We start from the raw sequence: 18533 nt of genomic DNA, 5'->3' as shown, positions 1-18533 counted from the left end.
ATCGCGGCCCATGACACCGGCCGGCCGCCGCATCGTGGCGGCCGCCGAAGAGTTGTTCTACAACCGCGGCATCACAGCGGTCGGCGTGGATCTGATCGCCGAGCACTCCGGCGTGACCAAGCGAACCCTGTACAACCAGTTCGGGTCGAAGGACCGCCTCGTGGCGGCCTATCTCACGGAACGCGACCAGCGCTGGCGCTCCCTCGTCCGGGCAGCCGTCGACGCGAGCGACACGCCCGTCACGGCCGTCACCGCACCCTTCGAGGCGCTGCGGATCTGGAGCGGGGCCAACACCCGCGGATGCGCCTTCATCAACGCGCTGGCCGAGCTCCCGGACCCCTCACATCCCGCCTACCGCATCGCCGCGGACCAGAAGCACTGGCTGCTCGACCTGTTCGGGGAACTCGCCGCCAAGGCAGGCTGCTCACACCCGGCCACCCTTGCCACCCAGCTCCTCGTGCTGCACGAGGGCACCATCGCCACGCAGCCCCTCGCGCTCGACAGCCTTGCGGCGAGCACCGACTTGGCGCGGGTACTGGTCCGAGACGGCGCGCCGGACCGCCAGTAGGGCGGCTTCGGGGAGGTCAGGTCGTTCGACCAGGCGCCCCGGCGCGTCCCGGCCAGGACGGCTACCGCGCCCGGGCACGCGATGGCCCAACTTTCGGTCCGGCTGCGTCCAGGGCGACGGTGAAGCAGACCGCTGCCGGAGGGAAGGCCACCACGCCGAGCACGGCGGCTTCGGCCCGAACGTGACACGTGAAACGTGACAGCATCCGTCAAGCCCCTTCCGACGGCGCGTGCGCCGGCTCCCCCGGGGCTACTGGGCGTCGCGCCGCCGGCGCGCACGCTCCAGCTGATCGGCATCCGACAACCAGGAGCCGTGCTGGTCGAGTGCGACGCAGCCGCCGCGGACGAATACGCTCAGCAGGTTCCGGTACCCTCGGATCCCGTCGACCAGGCTGTACTCCACCCGGTACTCCGGATCCGCCCCGCCCACACCCTCGCGCACCGTCGTGACCCGGGCGATGGAATCCGCGTAGAAGTGGAGCTGGAGCCCTTCGCCCATCTCCTCGTCCTCGATGGTGAACACCTCGTTGTCCGCGGCGGAGCGATCGCCGACGAACTCCCAGAACTCCGCGGTGGCGTTGCGGGTACCGCCCTGGAGCCACCTCTTCTCGACACCCTTGTCATCGGTGAACAACAGGGCCGTCTTCCTCGTACGCTCGCCGAAGTCGGTGCGGTCGCCGACGATCGTCTCGTCATCCTCCATCGGCGTGCTCCTGGAGCGGTCCGTGGCCTCCGAGCACATCAGGAAGCTCACGGTGCGCACCGCGTCGTCGACGAGCTCAGGGTGTGCCCGGCGCACGGCGGCGTCGACCGCCTTCGCCATCCGGTCCCAGTCCCCCTTGTCCGTGGCCCGCTTCCCCCGTCGCGGATCGCGGCCGATCCGCATCCCGGCGCACGCCTGCTCCGCGGTGGCGATCACTCGCATGACCTCGGGCAGCAGCGCGGGGGCGACGGCATCGGGGCTCCGCTTCGGAATCGTCGCGCCGTGCAGGTACTGGCCCGTGTACCTCAGAACCGCGGCGTCGAGGGGGCCGAGCACTTCTCCGCGCTCGGCCCGACGGCGGTTCGCGTGGTATTCCTGCGCTCGTTTCCCGTTCGACGTCTCCGTCGCCGCGCGCATCGCCGCGCAGACCTGACCGCGCTCGAGCAGACCGATGTCGGCTCCGTGGGCGATGAGTCGACTCCTGTCCCACGGGATGCGCCGGAAGAGCGCGTCGACGTCCGCGGGCGGGGAGAGAAGGATCGGGTCCAGGAGCGCAACGGCAGCGGCCTCGTCGAGCGGGCCCCGGGTTCCGGCGGCGTCGCACAGCGGAAGGACCGCGCTCCACAGCAGCAGGTGCCTGGCGAGGTCCTCCCGGATCACCGCGAGATGGGCTTCGCCGATCGGGAACGTGAACGTACGAGGATCATGGTTGGCATCGGCACCGGCACCGAGAGTCAGCTGGAGCTCACCGTCCTCGCGGATCACGTTCGGTATCCAGCCGCTGTTGCGCGCGAAAACGATGTCTCTCATGGGCTCAGTCTCCCCCATGGGCCGGGACTGCCGAGTGCCGCCCGCACTCACCTGACCGGCCACCGGCGGGTACACCCGTGCCGCGCAGAGCGAGCAGACTCGCCAGGGGCCGGGCCAGCCGTTCAGCGGGAACCGGCGAGCACGCCGCGCGTGCACCGGGAGCCCCCTGCCCGGACCAACCGAGGCAGACAGCAGTCGCGTCCCCCCACCACCAGCCATGACCTCCGCGACCGTCCCGCCGATCATGATTGGTAGCCTCCGAAGATGACTGCGACTCTTGACCAAGCTGTCCGCGAGCGACTTCAGGCCGCCCACATCTGGTACGTCGGCACCGTGTTCGCCGATGGAGCACCGCAGGTCAGCCCCATGTGGGTGGACCTGGAGGGCGAGGGAGAGCTGTCGTTCAACACCTCGGTCGGCCGGGTGAAGGAGGAGAACCTCCGCCGCGACCCCCGCGTCTATCTCTCACACGCGGACGCCGTCGACCCGTTCGACCGGGTGCAGATCAGTGGGGAAGTGGCCCGATTCATCGAGGGCGAGGAGGCGCATGACCGGATGGACCGGCTGGCACGGAAGTATCTGGGCGTCGACAGGTTCGAATGGACCATGCCGTCGGAGCAGCGGGTCGCGGTGATCGTCCGCCCGCTCAAGGTGAGGCACATCGTCGGGGTGGAGCGGTTCCGGCCGGGTGGCCCCACTCCCCCTCGTACTCCCTGACCATCCCCTGCCCCCGGCGCGTACCCCTCGACCATGGCCGAAGGCTCGGCATCCGGCCCGGCAGGCCGACCGCAAGCCCGTCCACCACGAGTTCGCATCCCGCGGATGCCACCTCGTGGACGTTCCGGAATCGGCTGCTGAGGGTTCGTCGCCCTCCGCGCCCGCGCCCGGATCGTCCGGCTCTGCGGTTCGGCACATCTGCCACCTCCTCTCGACAGCGACCGCGACCATCGCGAGCTGTCGCGACACGCACGCGGTGGATCCGCGAGCCGCCGATGCATCGTGCGAGAGGAGCTGAGAGGTTCTGTGGAACTCATCACCTGAAGTGGTTCGCTTACCGTCCCTCAGAAGCACGCTCACCGGCAAGAACGTGCAAGCGACGTAGCGTCAGTGCAGTGTGAAATGGCCGCAGTTGACGTCCGAGCGGATCAGTAGACCAGCAGCCCCATCGTGCGCCCCCCCCTGACCACTTGCCCCGTTTCGGTCATTTGGCCAGATCGGCGGAGAGAAACGGGCCAAGCAGCGCGCACAATGCGTCGGGGCGGTCGAGCGGAATGATGTGGCCGCAGTCCTGCACCTGGTGTCCGACGAGGTCATCGGCAATGGGACGGAGTTGACGTTCGAGTCCGCGGCCGACCGGATGGGAACCGACGGCCATGGTGGGCATCGTCAGCCGAGCCGTCGCAACGGCGTCCTGGAGCTGACGCGCGCTCGTGGGCAGGGCCCGGTAGTAGGAGAACGCGCAGCGCAGGGCCTCGCTCCCGGTGTACGCGTGCACGAAGGCCGCGCGGATGTCGTCGGGTACTCCCCGTCCGCCTGTCCCCGAATCGAGGAAGAAGTCGAGGTACGGGCCCTCGTTGCCGGCCAGGACCGTCTCGGCGAGGCCGGGGACACTGTGGAAGCCGAACCACCACGGGGCACCGCTACTGACGAAGTGTTCCGCTCCGGGCAGGCGGCCGAGCAGTCCCTCCATCACCACCAGGCGCCGCACGAGGCCGGGCCGGCGCAGCGCGAGCAGAGCAGCAGGAGCGACGCCCGCATCGATGCCGACCACCGCAGCCGAGGTCTCGCCGAGTGCGCCGAGCAGCCCTTCGGCGTCGTCGGCGAGGGTGCCCGCGTCGTAGCCCTCGACGGCGCGTTCACTGTCCCCGAAGCCGCGCAGGTCCGGGGCGATGACCCGGTACTGTCCGGCCAGCCGGCCCATGATGCCGCTCCAGAGTCGCCAGGTATGCGGAAAGCCGTGCAGCAGGAGAACCGCCGGTCCGTCCCCGGCGACGGCGACGTTGAGCTCGACACCGTTCGTGGCGATGCGGCGCAGTTGGTATGCGGCATTGACGGGCACAAGGACTCGACTCCTCAAGTGGTTACCATTGGTGACCACAGAACGATAGGTAACCGCCGCATCACTTCATAGACGGCACTTACAGGGAAGGTGGTGAGCCGCAGGTGACCACCCGGGAAACCCGGTCCGCCGTTCGCGGAGTACGGGGAGACCTGTTCGACCCCAAGTGCCCGACGCGGCAGCTGCTGGACCGCATCGGCACGAAGTGGACGTCCATGGCCGTCAAGACGCTCGCCGACGCCGCACCGGACGAGGTGCGGTTCGCGGAGCTGAGACGCCGCATGCCCGGCGTCTCGCAGAAGATGCTGTCCGTGACGCTGCGCAGCCTGACCCGCGACGGGCTGGTGTCACGGCGGGTCGAACCGACGGTGCCGCCAAGGGTCTTCTATCAACTCACCGCACTGGGGCTGTCCCTGGAGACCGCGCTCGCCGGGGTGCGGGCCTGGGCGGAGGAGCACATGGCCGAGATCGACCGCGCCAACGAGACCGCTGACCACGACGTGGATGAGGCATAGGCAGGACGCCGTGCCCGGTTCACGGGCTGCTCGGGTGCTCGGGAATGCGTTCGTGACCGCGCTCATGCCGCACCGACGCCTGGCTGTCACCCCCGAAGCCGACCTGCGCCGTACCGAGGCCATGATCCGCCTCGCGAAGACTGGTCTGATGAGCCGTCGCCTCACCTGAGAGGCCGCCGTGAATCGGCGTGGCACCTAATGGCGCCCGTATCAACCATCGTCCGCCCCGTAGTGCCTCAGGTCGCGGATGGCACATTGCCCCGGCGAACGCGAAGTCGGAAATCCGCCAGCATGCTCCCAGCCGGTCGCGGAGAATCCGCCCATGATCGCTGAAGCGCAGGGCATCCGCATCCGGCACCGTGGGCATGAACCGCAAGTCCATCCCACTGCCTACGTCGCCCCGACGGCCACGCTCGTCGGCAATGTCCGCGTGGGGCCAAGGGCGCGGGTGATGTTCGGCGCGGTGCTCGATGCTGAAGGGTCTCGGATCGAGATCGGGGAGGCTGCGGTGATCTGTGAGAACGCGGTGTTGCGCGGGTCTGCGGTCGCCGGTGACCAGCCGGTGCTTGTCGGCGACCACGTCTTCGTGGGGCCGCATGCCACGCTGCTGGGCTGCGAGGTAGAGAGGTGCGTCTATGTGGCGACCTCGGCGACGGTCCTGCAGTGCGCACGGTTGGGGGCCGGCTCGGTTGTCGCTGTCGGCGCGCTCGTCCATGCGCGCACCGTTCTGCCGGACGAGTACTTCGTGCCGCCGCACACCGTGGCCCTTGACGCACCGGTGCGGCTGCTGGCCCCCGGCGATCCGGGCCTGGCCGAGGCCGTCCGGCGGGTGGGGTTCGCGCAGGTGGCGTTCGGCGTCGACGCGGAGTGGACCGACCGGATCAGCCGGTACGAGCACATCGCGGAGGTGCGGGTCGCCGAGTTCGGAACGCACGCGGACGATGAGGTTCTGAATCCCGGCTAGGGCCTGTCCGAGGCGTCGTGGTGGGGCGCACGGTCGTCGGTTCGGTTCGGTCGATCGTTGTAGCCGGAATTCAACTCGCGATAGGTTCTGTTCGAACTGGGCTGAGGGCGTTCTGATGCGCCCCCGTCCCGATGATGTCGCGCACGAGTGCAGTGCGCTGGGGGGATTCTGATGATCGCTGCTTCGTTCTTCCTTTTCGTGGTCGCCGTCCTGGCCCTCTTTTTCCTGGGCTTTCCCTTCCTGTTGCAGGTTCCGTTGCGCAAGCGCGGGGTGCAGGTCATGGCTTCCGAGGTGAGCAGGACAATCCCCAGGGACGGCAGGATCGATGTGCAGTACGGGTATCTCGTGGCGGACGGAGGGCACCACACTCTGTGGCGCCGCGGGATGTCCACGGAGCCGCCGGTGCTGACGGGGGTGGTCTACGACCCGAACAAGCCGAAGCGGGCCGACTTCAGCGACCGCATGCCGGAGAACGTGCAGCGCACGCGGATGGTTCTGCTTTGTCTCACGGCGGTGGCCGTCGTCATGTTGGTGCTGATGGCGGTGGGCGCTCTGTTGTGATGGCTGAGGGACGCGCGAATCGGAAGGCGGGCGGGCTGGTCAACTGCGGAGCCATAGCCTGATCGCGGCCACGGCGACCGTGCCGTGAAGGACATACGCCCTCTTGTCGTAGCGTGTGGCCACGGCTCGAAAATTCTTGAGCCGGTTGATGGTCCGCTCGACTTCTTTGCGACGTCGGTAGATCGTCTTGTCGAACCCCGTGGGCCGGCCACCTTGGGTGCCGCGGCGCTGGCGGTTGGCTCGCTGGTCTCTCGGCTCGGGATGGTGTGTTTGATTTGGCGTCTGCGCAGGTGACGCCGGTTTCGGGTGACGAGTACGCCTTGTCGCCCCCAACGTGATCGGGTCTGGTTCGTGGTCGTCCGCCAGCTTGTCGTGGCACACGGATCTCTTCAAGCACAGGAATCATCTGCGGTGCGTCTCCCCACTGGCCGGGCGTGATGACGAACCCGAGTGGGTGGAGCCCACCCTCCCCAGCGAGATGAATCTTGCTTGCAGCAGCCCGCCTCGTGAGCGGCCCAGGGCCTCATCGGATCTGTGACACGCTGGTTGGCCTCGCTGGCCCGGAACCTTCGGGGCACGGGTGGTGGCTCCGGCTGCATGCTGATGAGCGCGGCAGGTCGTGGAGTCGACGCTGACCATGCTCCAGTCGATCCGGCCTTCGGCATCAGCGTCGGTCTGGACGGCCCGCAGGATTCTCCCCCACGTGCCGCCCGCCGACCACCTGCGATGGCGGTCGTGCACCGCCTTCCACTTGCCGAAGCGAGACGGCAGGTCTCTCCAGGGAAGGCCGGTCCGCTGCCTGAACAAGATCCCGTTGATCACGCGGCGGTGGCATTGCCAGCGTCCACCACGCCCGCGATGCATCGGCAAGTGCGGCTGCAGCCGAGCCCATTCCTCATCCGAAAGATCTCCCCGCCCCATGCCCTATGGAACGAGCTCCAAGCCGCAGCGTCACCCGACCCATCGGACAGTGCCTAGGCCGCTTCTTGTGGGTCGCATTGCTGACCAGATGAACACGGCGGACAGCTCCTGGCTTCGCGCCAGCAGCCCCGGCCCCTTGAGGTGAGGTGACCCGCATCCGAGTTCCACTCCGGCGCGCATCCGGCAGCATGTACCGATGACAGGGCCAAGGCCGCCCCTCAGGCTGCCGTCTGACGCGGAGTGGCCAGAACCCAGGCGGCAAAGGCATCGATACTGTCCACGACCGCCTCGAAGCGTGGGGAATGGAAGATGTCGAAAGCGTGCTGTGCGCCGGGCAGTTCGGCGTAGACCACAGTGCTGTTCGAGGCGCGACGGAGCTGAGCGGCGAAGTTCCTCGCGCCCTCGACGGTACCCAGCGCGTCCTTGGTGCCATGGGCGATGAAGAACGGTGGTGCACCGGGGTGGATGTATCCCTGTGGCTGCGGCGCGGGCGGCGGCTCGTCCGGCGGGGTGCCGAAGTAGTGGCCGTAGAAGCCGTACAGGCAGACGGCCGCGGTGACGGAGGTGTCGGCCGACTCGAATCCGGGCTGGAACACCGGGTCGTTCGGTGTGAGCGCGCACAGGCCTGCCATGTTGGAACCGGCCGAGCTGCCCGCCACGAACAGCCTCGACGGATCGGCGCCGTACTCGGAGCCGTGCTCGCGCACCCAGGCGATGACCTTCTTGGCATCGATCTGGTGTCCGGGGAAAGTGGTCTCCGGACGCAGTCGGTAGTTGGCGCTGATGCACAGCCATCCCTGCGCGGCGAGGTGGGACAGCAGGGGACGGGCCTCGCGGCTCTTGCCTCCGCTGGTGTAGTGGCCGCCGTGGAAATAGATCAGGACCGGCGCGTTCCGCGGCGCGTCCCGGTGGCGGTAGATGTCGAGGAGATTCCGGCGGCCGGCGTCACCGTAGCTGATGTTCCGGATCCGCTGCACGTCACGCCGGCGCATGAAGCCCGGCAGCAGAAGGATGCGGGCCCACGGCCGGTTGCGGCGCATTGGCGTCTGCACCCGGTCCCGCCAGCCGGTCCCGAGACCGTCTTCAAGGGCCTGCCCGACGGCCTGATCCGAGCGCACACCCCGCCAGGCGGATACCGCCAGCCCGAGCGTGGCTGCGACGGACACCGCGACCAGCACCTTGGCGCCCGTCGAATCGAGGTCGCCCTGACCTGCGGCCAGGGCCGTGGAACCCACCAGGAAGTAGATGCCCACGAACGGCACCTCGTTGATGATCAGGCCGAACCAGAAGCTCATGCTCGCCAGCAGTTGGGGCCGGCGCGGCGCGACAACGGCGAAGAAGGTGCACCAGGCGATGAGCACGGTTGTCGCTAGATATCCCATTGGCATGGCGATCACCGTACCCGCGTCAACTCCGCTGTGTTGCTTGGCCTTTCTTCGACTACCGAACTCGCATGAGCGCAGTCGCACCGCTTGCCCGACCGCGGCTTGGCCGATGAGCCGAGTCGGCAGCTCGGCGGGCTGAGATACACGCAAGGTTGCGCCTCGGAGCCTTCGATTCCGACCGAGACGTCGCCTGGAGAACCGCTACAGAAACGGTCCAGCTCCTCCGCCGGAGTGCCCGGTCGCCCGTACCGTGAACTCTCTCCAGGCTTCGGGATCGGGCCGGGACGCGCGCATCGGTGTAAGGGTGAAGACACATGTCGAATACAGCCGTCACCTCCCCCACCAGGCAGCACGCCCGCGGACGGATCAGCTGTTGCTTGGCCGCGACCGTGGCGGCTGTCATCGTCTGGCTGGTGGCGCACTCCGTGGCAGCCGTACTCGTTCCCGGATTCGCCCGTACCGCGCGAAAGGACTGACCATGGCAAAGACAGCTCTGACCCTGCGCAAGACGGGCGGCACGTTCGTCATCGACGGACTCGAATCCCCCTCCGGCACGCTGAGGTTCAACCGCGGCATGCGCACGGGCACGGTCACTGCGGATGGTCACGCTCTGCCGATCGCGGCCACCGGACGGCTACGGACCCGTGTCACGGCCGGCGAGGACGCGATCCTGTGTCTGGACGGCCAAGGGGCGTTCGTCCCGGGCAGCGGGGCGCCGGTCGAGTGGCGTACGTCCCCGCCGCGCCGTGGCCGGTACCACGCGACTCTCGTCCGGGGCTCCGACCTGATCGACTTCTCCCTGGCCCGGTCCGCAGGCAAGTCCGTGCGGATATCCGTCAGCGGCCACTGGGACGAGCTCGAACTGATAGCGCTCGCGGGCTCGTTCGCGCTGCTGTCCCGCCGCCGCGGCGACACGTACCTCAAGATGGCCATCGCCGGCATCGTCGGCGGACACGGCCCGCGCTGAGTGTCCGTCACGCGACGGCGGCCTCCTTACCGGACTGCCCGGACTTGCCGCACTTACCGACCGCAACCGCCCGCCGTCGCGATGGGGACCCGGGGACCGGCGCGTCCTCGACCCGCCGCTAGAGCGCGTCTCCTTGATGGGTTGATCAGTTGATCGGATATGCCTGTCCGGTTAGTGATCACTGATGCGATGTGGGCCCGGATCGAGCCGTTGATGCCGACTGATCCAGTCCGTGGACGGCGGTGGGCCGACCACCGTCGAACCCTGGAGGCCATCGCCTGGAAGCACCGCACGTGCTCACCCTGGCGGGATCTTCCCCGCGAGCTCGGTGCGTTCCAGACCGCACACAAACGCCTGATCAGATGGGCTGCCGACGGCACCTGGCGGCGGATCCTCGCTGCAATCCTCGCCCAGGCGGACGCTGCTGACGAGGTGGGGTGGGCCGTATCGGTGGACTCCACTGTCTGCCGGGCTCATCAGCACGCGGCCGGGGCCAGAAAAGGGGCACTCAATGATGCTGAACCCGCCGATCACGCACTCGGCCGCTCACGGGGAGGCCTGAGCACGAAGGTCCATCTCGCCGCTGACGGTCAGGCACGGCCCTTGGCCTTACACGTCACTGCGGGCCAGGCTGGCGACGCTCCAGCCTTCGAGACGGTCATGGCCCGCATCAGGGTCCCTCGCACCGGCCTGGGCAGACCACGAACGCGACCCGACGTGGTCCTTGGATACCGGGCCTACTCATCCCGAGCAATCCGCCGGCATCTACGCCGGCGAGGCATCCAGGCCGTCATCCCGCAGCCCTCTGACCAGATCGGACACCGCCTCCGCCGAGGCCGGGCCGGCGGCCGTCCCCCGAGCTTCGACGCGGAGGCGTACAAGCAGCGCAACACCGTCGAGCGGTGCATCAACCGTCTGAAGCAGTGGCGCGGCCTGGCCATGCGAACGGACAAGCTCGCCATCGCCTACGAGGGTGCACTTCACCTCGCAGCCATCCTGATCTGGACACGACCATGGAAAGCCAAGGACGCCCGCTCGCCAGGGAATGCCTGACTCAGGGCCTCGACATGGCGTCGACTGCCTTCGCCCTGCAGTCTGAGCACCTTCCAAACCTCTTCGCGACGAACAGGTGCCGATAGACCGTCACCTGGCGCTGCGAGATGCCACAGAGTGTCGCCCGATCCGATATGGCGTGCTCCTGAGCCGGGCCGCCTGTCTCCGTACATGCCGCAAAGCTCGTCGGGGCAAGCCCGAGCGTGAATCTGAGGGATCGGAGGTGGTGACCAAGCTGCTGCATGGCGCCCACCATCGCACGTGGCTCGATCGCCGTGAAGTCAGGGAGACAGGCTCCAGGCCCTGTCGTCAAACTGCCGTCGTCGCCCGGAGGGCGGCTACGCTGCGTCTGGTGCGTGTGACCGCGGGGCGCTGGAATAGTCTCGCAGTGGAGCTGCCAGGGCGTTTCGGCAACGCTTCCAGCGCCAGAACGCCGAGTGGCAGACGGCAATTACGCCAGGAGTAGTTCCGCCATGTCCCCAGGCCGTAAAGGCCCGCCCAGGTCCTGACAGAAATGCCTGTGCGTCCGGGCTCGGACTCCCGGGGGCAGACACTCCGGCACAAGCAGCACGCTGAGCATCCTGCGGAGCGCTCCCTTCCGCGGACCGCCATGCCTACCCTGGCAGGCATGACTACGGCGGATGAACTACTCCTGCTCGCGATAGTCCCGGGCAGGCAGCGCATACGCATACGCATACGAAGCGACAATCGGCTTCGGTATGCCCTGCGGGCCTCGGAGTTGGCAGATCTGTTCCTGGCCGGACGGATCGCCGTCGGGCGCCGACGGATCGAGGTGTTGGACACCCGGCCTGTCGAAGACCGTCGCCTGAGCAATGTCCTGCAAGGTCTCGGCGCAGCTACTCCCCCGCCCGGCCTCAAGGACTGGCTGCGCCGGACACCGCGCTCCCTGACCGTCGAGTACCTCTCCCAACTGGAGGACCAGAAGGCGGTCCGTGTCCGCCGGTGGCGCGATTCCAGCGGCCGTACTCGCAACGACATTCTTTCCGTGGACATGCCGCGCCGCCAGGCGCTACTGACCCGCCTCGACAGCGTGGTCCGCTCTGGCTCGGCAAGGTCCACCGCTGACCGCAACCTCACCCTCGCCGTGCTTGCCCAGGCCGCGGGCCTCGCCCCTGCCGCCTACCCTGGACTGCGCGGCATCACCGACCGCCGCCGTATGGCCACCCTCGCCGCAACGCACCGTCTCACCCCCGCAGCCGCCGGAGCGGTCCCGGCCGCCGACGTGGAGCTCGCTGCGGCACTGACCACCGGCGCCGACGTCCTCACCCGCCAACTCCTCGGCGAGCTCAGTGACCTCTACGCCGACTTCACTACCGGCGGCCACGGTCTTGGCCACGGATTGGACTCCGGCGGTTGGTCCGAGGGCGGCGCAGGCGGCACCGGCCACCACGGCGACGGGCACGCCGGCTGGTGACTCCGACAGCCGGGAGTCGCACGGCTCTTGACCTTGCCCGGGCCCGGCGGAACTCGGTACGCGAGCCGTGCGGGCAACCCTCGCCATCCATCACATGACATGACATGGTGTCAGGGGCGCCTCTACTATCCGTAGCTTAGCGTCGAGCCCACATCAGGAGCGATGCGAGAGCGACTGCTGCCTGGTAGGACTCGGCGTTCTTGTCGTAACGCGTGGCAAGGCCGCGCCAATGTTTCAAGCGGTTGAAGCAGCGTTCGACGACGTTGCGCTGTTTGTAGAGCTGCTTATCGAAGGTTGGCGGGCGCCCGTCGCGGCATCCTCGGCGGAGCCGGTTTCGGATCTGGTCGGCCCGTTCCGGGATTGTGTGCCCGACACCGCGCTGTCTGAGCCAGACCCGGATGGCTTTGGAGCTGTAGCCCTTGTCGCCCAGGACGTGGTCGGGCCGATTCCGTGGCCGTCCCGGTCCGAGGCGGGGCACCCGTATCGCGTCCATCACGGCAGTGAACTGGGTGCAGTCGTTGGTGTTCCCACCAGTGACAGTGAAAGCGAGCGGACGTCCCAGGGCATCGCAGGCCAGGTGGATCTTGCTGATCAGTCCGCGCCGGGAGCGTCCGAGTGCGGGACTGCCCCCTTTTCGTGCCCCGGCGGCGTGCTGGTGAGCCCGGACGGCCGTGGAGTCGACCGACACAAGCCAGTCGATGCCCCCGGCCGCGTCCGCCTTCGCCTTCGCCTGGGCGGACCGGAGCATCCGGTCGAAAGTGCCGTCCAGGGCCCACCGGCGAATTCGGGTGTGCAGCGTGCCCCACGGGCCGTACCGCCGCCCGCCGCGCAGCGCAGCGCAGCACGATCCTGGCACGCAACGCGAGGAACTGAGCGGTCTTGGCCCGCCGCGCCCACTGCTGCAGCTGTCGGCGCTCAGTCTCGTCGAGGATCAGGTCGGCCTTCGGCCGGCCAATCCACCCGGCGTCCTCAAGCCCGGCCATCCGCTCCGCCGCGAAAGCCCGACGCCACTTGCCGACCGTCTTGGCCTGGACACCCACGAGCCGTGCGACACCAGCGTTTGACATGCCCTCAGCGCACGCCAGGATGATGCGGGCCTTCTCAGCCGAGCGCCGATGCGGCACCTCTGTCCGGCGCAACAACTCGGCACGCTCGGCCTCGGACAACGTGATCGCCACAGCAGAAGGCCCCGAATGCGACATGACATCAGGCTACTTACTAACCCTCAGGATTTCTGGCGCATCACACTAGCTGATCGGCACCGCACCCGCGCCGCGCAGCGGGAGCACGGAGCCGTCCTGGGGGCTGCGTCCGTCGCCGGCGGGGGTCGCCAGCAGGGCCTTCTGCAGTCGGCCGAGCCGGGCGGACGGTTCGATCCCCAGTTCCTGGACGAGCGTGTTCCGCAGTCGGCGGTAGTGTCCGACCGCCTCTCCCCGGCGGCCGGAACGGTGCAGCGCGATCATGAACTGGGCATGCAGGTTCTCATGCGTGCGGTAGCGGCTCACCAGTACCGTCAACTCGGCCAGCAGCTCGCGGTGCCGCCCCAGCCTCAGATCCGCGTCGATGCGCTGATCGAGGGCGCGGAGGCGGCTCTCCTCGAGCCGTCTGACCTCCATTCCCAGCTGCCCGCCCGTCTGCACTCCGGAGAAGGGTGTTCCGGTCCACAGTGCCAGCGCCTGCCGCAGGGTCTCTGCGGCCCCGGGGTAGTCGCCCGCGTCCATGGCTCGGTATCCCATGCCTGCGAGCCGGTCGAACTCGCGGACGTCGCTGACCCCTTCTGCACCGCTGACGAGCATGTAGCCACCGGGCGCGGTGACCAGGACGTCCTTGGGGGTACGGGCAGGACGGTCGGCGGGGTCCTTCGACAGCGCCACGGCGATGTGGTCGCGGACCTGAAGCACGTAGGTCTGCAGGTTCGTACGGGCGCTGCGCGGCGGTGTGCCCGCCCACAACTCCTCGATGAGGACCGGCACATGCACCACCTGGTCCGCCTGCAGGGCCAGGAGTGCGAGAAGCTGACGGGGCTTGGGCGCGGTAGGGGTGACGGAGACCCCGTTCTCACGTACGTCCAGCGCACCCAGAACGTCGATGTCCACGCAGCTCGCCTCCCCGGCTTCCTGGCTTCCCTGACTTCCTGGCTTGGCGCACAAGGCTTGACAGTAAAAAACAGCACGGGCGGTTTGTCAATGAGGCCGCTGGTGTCCGCGGTCCTCCGCCGTTGCGCCGGAACGCCTGTTACGCCTCGGCGGAAACGTGCTGCGCGTCGGTCGCGTTCCGAACCTCGGCCAGGACGCGGGCGCCACGGTCCGGTGCGGTGTCCAGCCTGATCAGCGCCGCAGGTGTGGCGATGGCAGGCAGTACGTGGTTGTACAGCACCGAGATGCGCCGTTCGAGATCTCCGTAGCCGGACTCCGCCTCGGAGACGAGCTGGGTGCCGACCCATGCACCGAGAAAGCACTCCGCGGTCTCCGCCGGATCGACGTGCGGCAGCACTTCGCCCCGCTCCTTCGCCTCCGTGAGGAACGTGGTGATCAGGCCGGTCCAGGCCGGCCACGCGCTGCCGAACCGAGCACGGCCCTGCGTGTCGGCCGACAGGCGGATGCCGGCGAGCAGGATGACATCGCCCGGGATGCGGTGGGCCAGCGTCATCCCGACGTCGACCCACTCCTGCAGTCTCAGATCACGCGGCACCCACCGCTCGGGGTCGACCTGCTCTTCTATGACTCCGCGCGCCAGTGCTTCCTTGGAGTCGAAGTGGAAGTAGAGGGCGCCCTTGGTCACTCCGGCCCGCTGGAGGATCTCGGCCATGGTGGCCGCGGTGTAACCCCGTTCGGCGAAGACCATGGCTGCCGCCTCGATAACAGCGCGACGGGTCCGTATCGCACGCTCTTGCTGTGCCATGGCCCCTCCTCCGGTAGCAAACAAAACCGAACAGGACGTATCTTACTCATTCTCCGCCACCGGACACCGCTCGCCTCACCCCGTCCGACCGCCGCCGTGGTCCGTCCCGCCGGGCCACCGCCCCCTGCTCCGTTCAGCGGCGCCACGCCTGACTGCCCCAGTCCTGCCGGGCCAGATGCATCATCGGCGAATGCCGCTGTCCCGCGTAACGCGCTACTGCCAGGTCGAGTTGATCAGGTGAGACGTCGAGCCTGCTGCCTTCGAGCGACAGGATGCGCAGGCCGCCCTGGTCCGTCTGGCACGGCCACCAGAGCGAGCGCGGTCTGACGGCGCCCGGCCGGAACCACACCACCAGCGAGTGCCTCACCGGTTTGGGACTGCACACGATGCCGATGCTCTCGATGTCTCCCCAGGGAACCCGCAGGGAGCGGGTACCGACCGGAGTCCGGAAGACGAGTGTCAGGCCCGGCACACCGACGTGGAAGGTGATCCGGTGCCGGCCCAGCAGGAAGTAGGCAGGCAGCCCGATCAGCGGAAGCGGTCCGAGGACCATCGCGTAGAGCGCGTCCAGCCAAGGCGGCGCGCTCCCGTTCGTCATGAACTGCGAGGCGGTGAAGCCGGGAGCCATGAGCAGCACGGTGAGCAGCACCGCCACACCCACGGAGCGGTATCCCGCGAAGGAGCTTCCTTCGTGGGGAATCGCGCCCCTGCGCGCGGACCTCGCGGCCTTGGCCGGGCTGGAGTACAGCCAGTCCCCGGCGTCGGACACCACCGGCGTGTCACCGGCGAAGCGTTCCAGCGCCTCCTTGACCTCGCGATGGTTGTCGGCGATCTCCGGCAGCACGCACAGAGTGACGCGGCCGGCGGTGAGCCGTGGCAGGAACCGACCGGTCCGGTCGACCGGTGTGTGCGTGCCGGCCGATGGCCGGACCGCCAGCAGGCCCATGCTGGTCATCCCCCTGGGCCAGCCGACGAGCGCGATCTCCTCGATTTCCGACCAGGCGTACGAGATCTCCAGCGCGGCCCTGGTCAGGCGGAGGCCTGCCGCGCTCACCACCAGCCGCACCGGGCTGACCAGGCGTGAGACGCTGAACCAGCAGACGCCGCAGGAAAGGGCGCAGAACAGCAGCGGCATCACCTTCAGCCACAGAGTCTCCGGTTCCGTGAGAACTTGCTCGGGAAAGAAGGCGTAGGCGAGCAGTCCGAACAGGACCGCACAGGCCGTCATCACCTTTCTGTCCGCCGTGAGTTCCACGATCGGCTCCGTACTGCGGACCGAGCCGAGAGGCCCTGCGCTCGGCGTCCATGCCGACCCGGCCATCTCCGCGAGGGCGGCCTCCACCGCGGCCGGGGGCCCGTCCAGGTGCCGGAGGGCCGCGAAGTGAAGGGCGCCGGTCGTCGCGTCGCGACGGGGCCCCGGGGAGCCGCGACGCGACGTGCTGATGTACGCACCGGGTTTCGGCCGGAGGAGCAGCTCGTAGCGGGGCCCGCGGATGCGGCCGCCCGGCCGTGTCCGCACCCACACCCGGCTCACCCGGTGCCACGGGTAGGAGAAGCTGTCGTTCTTTCCGTAGCGGACTTCGATCCCGTCGGGCCGGATGATGAGGTAGTAGTCGCTCGGGTAGCGGCGCCAGAGCACGGCGAGGATCAGCACGAGAGCGGTCAGGCATGCGCTGGTGACGATGCCTTCGGGGGTCTTCAGGTCGAGTTGCTGGTCGTCTCGGATTCCGAAGGCGGAGATCAGCCAGCCGAGCCCCAGTACGGCCGGCACGGCGATGCCCCACTGCATCACCCGGCTGTGCCGGACAGAGGCGCCGAAGCGGGTCTCGGTTCCCCGAGCAGCCCGTTCCCGCTCCGCGGGGCGGCTCGACACGCCGGACACGTCCTCGGCCAGGGTGACCGCACGGTTGCTCACGATGGCGAGTTCGGCATGCCCGTCGGAGCCCTGTTGCTGGGGAAGCGGCATGGAGCGCCGCTTCAGGGCTTCGCACAGCGGGCCGTACAGGGCGCTCAGGGACAGCAGTTCGGGCCCGCCCGGCACACCGTCGCGCAGGAGTTGGATCAGCTCACCGCTGAAGGCGGTGTAGCGGTCCCCGGGCGGTGCGTACGAGAGCAGATCGGCCGAGGAGGACGTCAGGAGGTAGGTCCCACGGATCGCGGACTGCTCCGACGCCTCGGTGGAGTCGCCCATCATGGCATCGAGGATCCAGCCGCTCCGGCAGCAGTCCAGGATCAGTATCTTGTTGCGGCAGGACGAGGTCTCGAAGATCTCCCGCAGCGCCTGGAAAGGCACGGCCGTCCACCGCAGATCGTTCTGGTCGGCCCCTGTCAGTGCGAGATACAGCTCGCTGTAGTCGTAGTTGAGGATGCCGTGGCCGGAGAAGTACACGAGCAGGGTGTCCGGAGCGTCCTGCGCCGCCTCCCGGACCTTGCGGCAGACCTCCTGCGGAGCCGAGGAGTCCTGCACGACCGTGCACCGCCCGGGAAGGAATCCCCCGCCGCTGTCGGACGTGAGCAGCTCCTGCAGGACCTCCAGGTTGTTGCGCACGGCGAGCAGGGGTTTGAGGTCCACGCTGTCGTACGAAGAAGTGCCGATCAGGACCGCGCTGGACCCCCGCGGGTCCGGCAGTCTCACGCTCATGGCCGGGAGCGGTCGCGCAGGGCCTCCTCCAGGAGGAGCCTGGCGTCCTTCGCCGAATCGGCGGTGATCGTGGCGCTGCGCCCGTCGGCGAGCGTCACCTCGACGGTGGCGGCGGAGCGGCGCGCCTGCAGCAGGGCGGGGAGCGTGGTGACGAGGGCGGTGAGCGCGCCGCCGCTGCCCAGGCCGACGAGCAGCAGTTCGGTGCCGGAACCCATCGCGCCCTCGTCCGGCTCCGCGCTCACGGTGCTCACATGGCCGCGCAGATCACGGTGCGCCGTCAACTGCTGCCGGATGGATGCCACATCGGAGTCGCTGACTCCCTCGCCGAGCAGACGCAGTTCCACGTTCATCGGCACATGCCCCCGTTTGCTCCGTAGTTGGTGCACAGTGTGCCCCAACTCCCGTCCTGTGGTGCGTGGATCGGGATTCATACGGCGCCGGGTGGACGCTGCCGGCTCGGCGAGGGCAGCGCTCAGAGTGAACCGTCGGCCGTTCGCTCGGCCAGCTTCTGGAACTCTCCGAGGTCGTAGTTGGCCAGGACCGAGTCGAGGTTGGTGAGGGCTCCCACGTGTTCGACGAAGCCCTGCGGGTCGTACTCGATCTGCAGAGTCACCCGGCTCGACTCGTCGTCCAGCCGGTGGAACGTGACGACACCGGCGTGGTGGACCCCCGCCGTCGTCTTCCACGCGATCCGCTCCCCCTCCACGACCTCGCTGAGCTCGGCGACGAAGCTCTTGTCCGCTCCCGGGAGGGAGAGCTGCCAGGCGAACCGGCGCTCGTCCAGCCGATCGACGCGCTGTACGTGGCTCAGGAACACCGGCCACCGTGACACGTCGCTCCACAGGGCCCATGCGACGGACACCGGTGCCTTGATGTCGACCGTCTCGACGAGTGAGGACGTCATGGAAGCTCCTTAGGGGTTTCGCCGGCCTCTGGGCCGTTGCGCGCCATTCCGTACCGGCCACGTGCCGTTCCGTTCCGGCTGTACGTCGATGCGTCGATGTACTCCGGACGACGCTGCGCCTACCCCCGCCGGCCGAGGCCACACACA

At 68.5% G+C, this 18533-nt stretch carries 16 protein-coding genes and 3 pseudogenes; 8 read left to right on the top strand and 11 right to left on the bottom strand.

Going from position 1 to position 18533, the window contains the following annotated elements:
• Positions 1 to 10 precede the first annotated feature (10 nt).
• Positions 11 to 568 carry a TetR/AcrR family transcriptional regulator gene (locus OG521_38350; protein WUW26317.1) on the top strand — a complete coding sequence of 186 codons (558 nt, stop codon included), beginning with the start codon at positions 11 to 13 and terminating at the stop codon, positions 566 to 568.
• 249 nt (positions 569 to 817) lie between these two features.
• On the opposite strand, the gene OG521_38345 is transcribed toward OG521_38350, so the two are convergent.
• Positions 818 to 2080 (bottom strand): DUF6357 family protein, encoded by a 1263-nt coding sequence (locus OG521_38345; protein ID WUW26316.1) that lies wholly within the window; start codon positions 2078 to 2080, stop codon positions 818 to 820.
• A 264-nt stretch (positions 2081 to 2344) separates the two neighbouring features.
• On the opposite strand from OG521_38345, the gene OG521_38340 reads away from it, so the two are divergent.
• A complete protein-coding gene (locus OG521_38340) occupies positions 2345 to 2797 on the top strand; it encodes a TIGR03618 family F420-dependent PPOX class oxidoreductase (GenBank protein ID WUW26315.1) in 453 nt (150 codons plus the stop codon).
• Between the two features lie 484 nt (positions 2798 to 3281).
• Here the strand turns inward: OG521_38340 and OG521_38335 are convergent, their stop codons facing one another.
• A complete protein-coding gene (locus OG521_38335) occupies positions 3282 to 4139 on the bottom strand; it encodes an alpha/beta hydrolase (GenBank protein WUW26314.1) in 858 nt (285 codons plus the stop codon).
• A 104-nt stretch (positions 4140 to 4243) separates the two neighbouring features.
• On the opposite strand from OG521_38335, the gene OG521_38330 reads away from it, so the two are divergent.
• The 3 genes from OG521_38330 to OG521_38320 all read left to right on the top strand — a co-directional run bounded on the left by OG521_38330 (position 4244) and on the right by OG521_38320 (position 6179).
• On the top strand, positions 4244 to 4654 hold the full coding sequence (locus tag OG521_38330) for a helix-turn-helix transcriptional regulator (protein ID WUW26313.1): 411 nt from the start codon (positions 4244 to 4246) through the stop codon (positions 4652 to 4654).
• Between the two features lie 322 nt (positions 4655 to 4976).
• Positions 4977 to 5618: an acyltransferase gene (locus OG521_38325; GenBank protein ID WUW26312.1), complete on the top strand. Its 642-nt coding sequence runs from the start codon at positions 4977 to 4979 to the stop codon at positions 5616 to 5618.
• A 171-nt stretch (positions 5619 to 5789) separates the two neighbouring features.
• Positions 5790 to 6179: a hypothetical protein gene (locus tag OG521_38320; GenBank protein WUW26311.1), complete on the top strand. Its 390-nt coding sequence runs from the start codon at positions 5790 to 5792 to the stop codon at positions 6177 to 6179.
• Positions 6180 to 6218: 39 nt separating this feature from the next.
• Here the strand turns inward: OG521_38320 and OG521_38315 are convergent.
• Positions 6219 to 7100: pseudogene (locus OG521_38315) on the bottom strand (IS5 family transposase).
• Between the two features lie 218 nt (positions 7101 to 7318).
• On the bottom strand, positions 7319 to 8461 hold the full coding sequence (locus tag OG521_38310) for an alpha/beta hydrolase (protein WUW26310.1): 1143 nt from the start codon (positions 8459 to 8461) through the stop codon (positions 7319 to 7321).
• A gap of 502 nt (positions 8462 to 8963) precedes the next feature.
• Here OG521_38310 and OG521_38305 point away from each other — a divergent pair.
• The 3 genes from OG521_38305 to OG521_38295 all read left to right on the top strand — a co-directional run bounded on the left by OG521_38305 (position 8964) and on the right by OG521_38295 (position 11940).
• Complete coding sequence (locus OG521_38305) at positions 8964 to 9452, top strand: hypothetical protein (GenBank protein ID WUW26309.1); 489 nt, start codon at positions 8964 to 8966, stop codon at positions 9450 to 9452.
• Positions 9453 to 9611: 159 nt separating this feature from the next.
• A complete protein-coding gene (locus OG521_38300) occupies positions 9612 to 10505 on the top strand; it encodes an IS5 family transposase (protein ID WUW26308.1) in 894 nt (297 codons plus the stop codon).
• A gap of 628 nt (positions 10506 to 11133) precedes the next feature.
• Positions 11134 to 11940, top strand: a complete 807-nt coding sequence (locus OG521_38295; GenBank protein ID WUW26307.1) for a GPP34 family phosphoprotein — start codon at positions 11134 to 11136, stop codon at positions 11938 to 11940.
• 136 nt (positions 11941 to 12076) lie between these two features.
• Here the strand turns inward: OG521_38295 and OG521_38290 are convergent.
• The 7 genes and pseudogenes from OG521_38290 to OG521_38260 form a co-directional block, all read right to left on the bottom strand.
• Positions 12077 to 12757: pseudogene (locus OG521_38290) on the bottom strand (IS5 family transposase).
• A 13-nt stretch (positions 12758 to 12770) separates the two neighbouring features.
• A pseudogene (locus tag OG521_38285) lies at positions 12771 to 13142 on the bottom strand (helix-turn-helix domain-containing protein).
• Between the two features lie 45 nt (positions 13143 to 13187).
• Complete coding sequence (locus OG521_38280; GenBank protein ID WUW26306.1) at positions 13188 to 14036, bottom strand: AfsR/SARP family transcriptional regulator; 849 nt, start codon at positions 14034 to 14036, stop codon at positions 13188 to 13190.
• A gap of 139 nt (positions 14037 to 14175) precedes the next feature.
• Positions 14176 to 14841 (bottom strand): TetR/AcrR family transcriptional regulator, encoded by a 666-nt coding sequence (locus OG521_38275; protein WUW26305.1) that lies wholly within the window; start codon positions 14839 to 14841, stop codon positions 14176 to 14178.
• Positions 14842 to 14974: 133 nt separating this feature from the next.
• Complete coding sequence (locus OG521_38270; protein ID WUW26304.1) at positions 14975 to 17482, bottom strand: caspase family protein; 2508 nt, start codon at positions 17480 to 17482, stop codon at positions 14975 to 14977.
• Positions 17479 to 17832, bottom strand: a complete 354-nt coding sequence (locus OG521_38265; protein ID WUW26303.1) for a hypothetical protein — start codon at positions 17830 to 17832, stop codon at positions 17479 to 17481. The genes OG521_38270 and OG521_38265 overlap by 4 nt, the downstream gene beginning before the upstream one ends.
• A gap of 122 nt (positions 17833 to 17954) precedes the next feature.
• Entirely contained in the window at positions 17955 to 18386 is a 432-nt protein-coding gene (locus tag OG521_38260) for an SRPBCC family protein (GenBank protein WUW26302.1), read from the bottom strand.
• Positions 18387 to 18533 lie beyond the last annotated feature (147 nt).

Source organism: Streptomyces sp. NBC_01463 (assembly GCA_036227345.1).
Taxonomy (GTDB): domain Bacteria; phylum Actinomycetota; class Actinomycetes; order Streptomycetales; family Streptomycetaceae; genus Streptomyces.
This window is presented reverse-complemented; position numbering and strand designations above follow the sequence as displayed.